Below are 5,545 nucleotides of genomic sequence, written 5' to 3'. Positions count from 1 at the left end.
CGGCGCTCTTTTGATCCGCAGAGTCCGGGTACCGGGAACGGAAAATGTTCTTCTGCACGATCTGGGACACAACCTGGTTGTTCGGCTTGCTGAGAACACCCCGCTCGTAAGCCCAGAACAAAAAATCCGAAAGCACACCATCCCGGACAAACGTCAGGTGTTCGAAATCAGACTTCACGAGACCCTTGAACTCCAGGGCAGAGATGATCTCCTCAGCCTTGTCTGGATCGCCCCCCACGAGCCCGAAGGTTCCTTCATACGTGTGTATGGGAAAGTCGTCAACGAGAACTCTCTTCAGGAATTTTACTGCTTTGGCCAGCATCTTTCTGTCGGGAATGCACGATTCGAAAAATTCCCGCCAGTAACTGTTCAGCTTCCCCTCGACCACGCTCTTTGCGTAGAGATTCTCTACGTCAGATTCATCCTTTACCGGTTTGCCTTCGAATGTCAGCTCGTCCACAAAAAGCCTCTGGTATATCGGCACGCCACCCAGGCGCCGGGAAGTCCTCCCGATAACCCCTTCCTCGAGGGCGATCTTTCTCCTGTCGAGAAGATAGCGCAGGTGATCTTTTGCAACGTCGTTATCTAGGCTCCCTACCTCCATGAGCGTGAAGGAACCGAATAGCCCCTCTTTTTTGAGGTTTGCCATAACTACTCCCGGGCTGGAGCCGGAGATGATAAAGGGAAAATTACCGCTCTTGATGTAAGGCCTCAACACGGAAAGTACGGCCCACTCGGGTATTTCGCCTATTTTCATGGAATACTGGAAATCGTCGAAAAGAAAGATGTCCGATATGTCCCCTTTTTCTATCGCAAAGGGAAAGGCAAGTGCCGTCGCGACAGCAGAGACAGGGTCGTTTGCCTCGGATTGTTTTTCGATCCCCTTGATGTGCTCGAAAGGGACGTTGATGCCGAGAGAAAAGAGGCGCTCACCGAGCTCATCGCTATCGAAACCCCCCTCGATGGGGTCGCCGAGGAATGCGGCGAGCTGCCACATATATTCGAGGATGAAAAAGTGAGCAAGCCGGTAGGGATTTGCGAGGGCCTTGCTGAAGGAAAAATAGAAGGGAAAAAGCCGCCTTCCCGATGATACCTCCCTGTTCTGGTCGATGAGCGTTTCCTTGAATTTCAAAAGGAGGCTCGACTTGCCGATATTGGGTGGGCCGAACAGAAGAATGCACCCACCCTCTCCCAACCTCCCCACATCGGCAAGTCTCTTCAAAGCGGAGATTTCCTTCTCCCTTCCGAAAAACCCCTCGGTTCTGAAGGAATGCTCAACCCCCCGGTTCCAGACCAGCCTCATTCGGTATCACCGATATCGATTTTATTTTCGGTTTTACCATATAAGTCCCTTTTTTTCAAAAAAACGTTTAAGGGGTAAAAAGTTATGTTAAATTTAATAGTTAGAGGAAGGTCACATGTCGAGCATTTCCAAGCCCTCGCGATATTTCGGGGTCGAAATCAACCCTTTGAAGAAAAAACCGAAAAACCCTTCGCTGAAGATCTGCCTTGCCTTTCCGGAAACGTACGAACTGGGGATGTCACACTACGGGTTTCTGCTCCTTTACCAGCTGCTCAAAGAAGATAAATCCCTCCTCGTAGACAGAGTATTTTCTCCCTGGCCCGACAGGGAAAGTTCGCTCCGCGAAAGAAAAGAGGAGATCGCAAGCTACGAATTCGACATGCCTCTGTCCCGGTTCGACGTGATAGGCTTTTCCCTGGCCTACGAGCTCTCCCTCACCAATGTCCTGGCAATTCTCGACCTGGGAGGCATACCGCTTTCGAGCCGGGAGAGAAGGGGAAAAGCCCCCATCATAATCGGGGGCGGGGCTCTCGTGGCCAATCCCGAGCCCTTTGCTGCTTTTTTCGATGCGCTCTTTATCGGTGAAGGTGAGGAGGGGATAACCGAAATGCTGGAGACAGTCAAGGAGGGGAAAAGGAGCGGCAGCACCCGGAGCCAGATCCTCGGGTCCCTGGCACGTATTGAGGGAGTTTACGTCCCCGGCCTTTACCGGCCCGTTTTCCGGGGGAATAAGGATCTTAAGGGATACGTAAGAGAGAAGGGGGCTCCCGAAACCATAAAGCGCCGGATTGTGGCGGACATAGATAAGTTCTTACCGCCCTCAACGCCTATCTTCCCCTCCGCGAAGCCGGTCCACGACAGGATAGCCATCGAAATCTCCCGTGGGTGCACGCGGGGGTGCAGGTTCTGCCAGGCCGGCTACTACTACAGGCCCCGGAGGGAGCGAAAGGCCGATTCCGTCCTGGATTACATGCGAAAGGTGGTCCTTCAGTCGGGGTATGATGAGGTGGGACTGCTCTCCCTCTCCTCATCCGATTACTCATGCGTCAACGAGCTCCTGAAACAGTCCATGGACATTCTCGAGAGGGAAAAAATATCGATCTCGCTGCCGTCATTGAGGATAAACACGATAAGCGAAGATCTCGTCAGGGAGGTGAAAAGGGTAAGAAAAGGGGGGTTTACCATCGCACCCGAGGCAGGGAGGGAAAAGCTGAGAGGGGTGATCAACAAGGATATCACCGACGGGGAGGTACTGAGCACCGTAGAGTGGATCTTTGAAAATGGGTGGAGAACGGTGAAGATGTACTTCATGATCGGGCTTCCGGGCGAGGAGGAAGAGGACCTGTACGCCATCCGGGACCTTTCCGAGGAGGCGCTCAAAATAGCGCAAAGGAGGGGGAGGAGGAATACGGTAACCGTCTCCGTATCGACCTTCGTACCAAAACCCCACACGCCGTTTCAGTGGGCGGAACAGATTTCAAGAGTCGAAATGGAGAGAAAGATCGGCATTCTGAAAAGAGCATTTGGCAGGAGGAAAAACATCACCTTCAAATGGCACAGTCCCCACATGTCCTGGCTCGAAGGGATCATCTCGCGGGGGGACAGGAGGGTGGGAAAGATAATCGAGAAATCATTCAAGCTCGGTGCAAGGTTCGACGCATGGTCGGATCAGTTGAACGTGGGCCTGTGGGAGCGGGCTCTTTCTTCGCTCGGCATGACACCCGACACCTATACCGGGGAGCGGAGGACGGACGAGTTTCTCCCTTGGGATATCATCGACACGGGCGTTACGAAGGCATTTTTGCTGCGAGAGTGGGAAAAGGCACGTGCCGGCAAAGCGACGGAAGACTGCAGTACAAAGGGGTGCAAGGGCTGTGGCGTTTGCAGAGCCGGGGAAATCGAAACCCGCATTTCTTTGCCCCTTTCCCCCCCGGAGGAAAGCGCTGCTCCCGAGATGGGGGAACGGAGCCCGCTCACGAAGGCTTCCTACCTCGTCGTGCACAGAAAAGCGGGAGGGGCTGCGTCTCAGAGTGCGCTGGAATTGCAATCCCTCTTATCACGAACACTGAGGTCAAGCGGACTGCCCCTTGTGTTCTCGGAAGGATTCAATCCGAAACCGAAAATATCCTTTCCCCCGGCACTTCCTGTGGGGATCGAGTCCCGTGCCGAATTCTTCCTCGTCACCCTCGGCAGGGAAACCTCTCCGTCAGAGATTCTTTCGATTCTGAAACGCCTCCTTCCCCGCGAACTCAAGCCCACAGCGGTAATCGAGGTTAGCACCAGGATGTCGTCTCTTATCCTCGAAGAGAGGTTCAAAATCGAGCCGGACGGCGCCGGTTCACTACCGGCAATCCTGCCTGAAAAGGAGCGGAATAAAATCGCCGGGATCAAAAAGGTGGTCAAACGGCGCGGGAACGTTTACGTCTCAATCGAAAGGGCTCCCGGCAAATCTGCCGTAAAAAGCATCGTTGGCGGAATTTTCGGTTGCACTCTCTCCGACCTCCAGATAAAAATAACAAAAACGTCTGCCGATATATATATCGAGCAAAACCATGAGAAGAGACAAATATATCCTCATAAACAGCAGGGACTACGAAACGCGGGTGGCAGTGGTAGAGAGTGAAACCCTTACGGAATACTACGTTGAAAGAGCCGAGGAAAGAAACATCGCGGGCAACATATTCAAGGGGAGGGTTCTCCGGGTCCTTCCCGGAATGCAGGCAGCATTCGTCGATATTGGCCTTGACAAGGCGGCCTTCCTCTATTCCGGAGATTTCCAGGTAAATCCCACCGAGACAAACCTCTTCCCCCAGATGTTGTCCTTCGACCACCTCGAGGAAGAATTCGACGAGGATACGGACGGCTCCATTCCGCAAATTCTGCCGGCCCCCCCGATAGAGGGCCTCGTCCGGGAAAATCAGCAGATTATGGTACAGGTGGCCAAAGAGCCGCTGGGTACGAAAGGAGCCAGAATTACGGGAAATATCTCCCTTCCCGGAAGATACCTCGTTCTTCTGACTTTTACGAATCACATCGGCGTATCCAGGAAAATAGAAAACCCTGAGGAGAGGGAGCGGCTCATCAGGATCGTGCAAAAGATAAAGCCAAACGGCCTCGGCATGATCGTCAGGACAGCTTCGGAGCACAAGACGGAGAAGGAGTTGATGAACGACGCGGAATATCTGGTCAAACTCTGGGAGGACATCAAGTTGAGGAGTGAGCGGCAAAAGGCACCCAACCTGGTCCACCAGGAACTATCTCTCGAACACAGGGTTCTAAGGGACCTTGCGGTCCCGGACACGGACAGGATATTTATCGACTCGGAAGAGGAATATGAGAAGTTGGCCGATTTCTCGAGGCAGTATTTCCCGGCAATATCGGATCGGCTGGAACTCTACCGGAACCCCCAGCCGATATTTGAATTTTTCGGGGTCGAGCTGGAAATTTCCCGGGCCCTTGAGAAGAAGATCTGGCTGAAATCGGGGGGATATATCGTCATCGAACAGACGGAAGCCCTGACGACCATAGATGTGAACACGGGAAAATACGTGGGAAGGGAAAACCTCGAGGAGACGAGCCTCAAGATCAACCTCGAAGCGGTCAGGGAAATAGTTTACCAGCTGAGGCTGAGAAACATAGGGGGCATCATCATCGCCGACTTTATCGACATGAACGACTTGGATAACCGGGAGAAGGTCTACGAGGCGTTCCTGGAAGCCCTCAAAAACGACAAGGCAAAAACGATGATATGCAAGGTTTCCGAGCTCGGCCTCATCGAGATGACAAGAAAACGGATACGGGAAAGCCTCCAGAGAAGCATCTCCCACACATGCCCGTACTGTACCGGGGAGGGAATCGTCAAATCGACGAGGTCGGTGGTGTATGAAATATTCAGGAAGATCGAGAAAGAGGCCCGCCTGAGGAGACTGAACGAGATCCACCTTCTCGTTCATCCCGACATCGCCGAAGACCTCATGGGGGATGAAAGGAAGTACCTGGAAATGATCGAGAGAAAATTTAACATCTCGGTCAAGATAAACCCGTCAAAGGATTTTCACATAGAGCATTACATCATAGAGCCTTTCTGAGAGCAGCAGAACCTTTCACGAAAACTCCGGCGCCGGTATATGGCGGGATGGAAAAAGCTTGAATTGAAAAAGGCCGATATATTACCATAGACATCTCTGATCATTCGGTGCCGGCGTAGCTCAGCGGTAGAGCAGCTGATTCGTAATCAGCAGG

3 protein-coding genes are annotated in these 5,545 nt (G+C 52.8%); 2 read left to right on the top strand and 1 reads right to left on the bottom strand.

What is annotated here, in order from left to right; all coding sequences use genetic code 11:
- A partial coding sequence (locus tag GTN70_01375) for an AAA family ATPase (GenBank protein NIO15648.1) occupies nt 1-1,303 on the bottom strand: 1,303 nt, incomplete at its 3' end.
- A gap of 115 nt (nt 1,304-1,418) precedes the next feature.
- Between GTN70_01375 and GTN70_01370 the strand changes: the two genes are divergently transcribed.
- Entirely contained in the window at nt 1,419-3,926 is a 2,508-nt protein-coding gene (locus GTN70_01370; protein NIO15647.1) for a TIGR03960 family B12-binding radical SAM protein, read from the top strand.
- Entirely contained in the window at nt 3,856-5,391 is a 1,536-nt protein-coding gene (locus GTN70_01365; GenBank protein NIO15646.1) for an Rne/Rng family ribonuclease, read from the top strand. Before GTN70_01370 ends, GTN70_01365 begins: the two co-directional genes overlap by 71 nt.
- The last annotated feature ends 154 nt before the right edge of the window (nt 5,392-5,545 follow it).

The organism is Deltaproteobacteria bacterium (genome assembly GCA_011773515.1).
Classification (GTDB): domain Bacteria; phylum Desulfobacterota; class Deferrimicrobia; order J040; family J040; genus WVXK01.
This window is presented reverse-complemented; position numbering and strand designations above follow the sequence as displayed.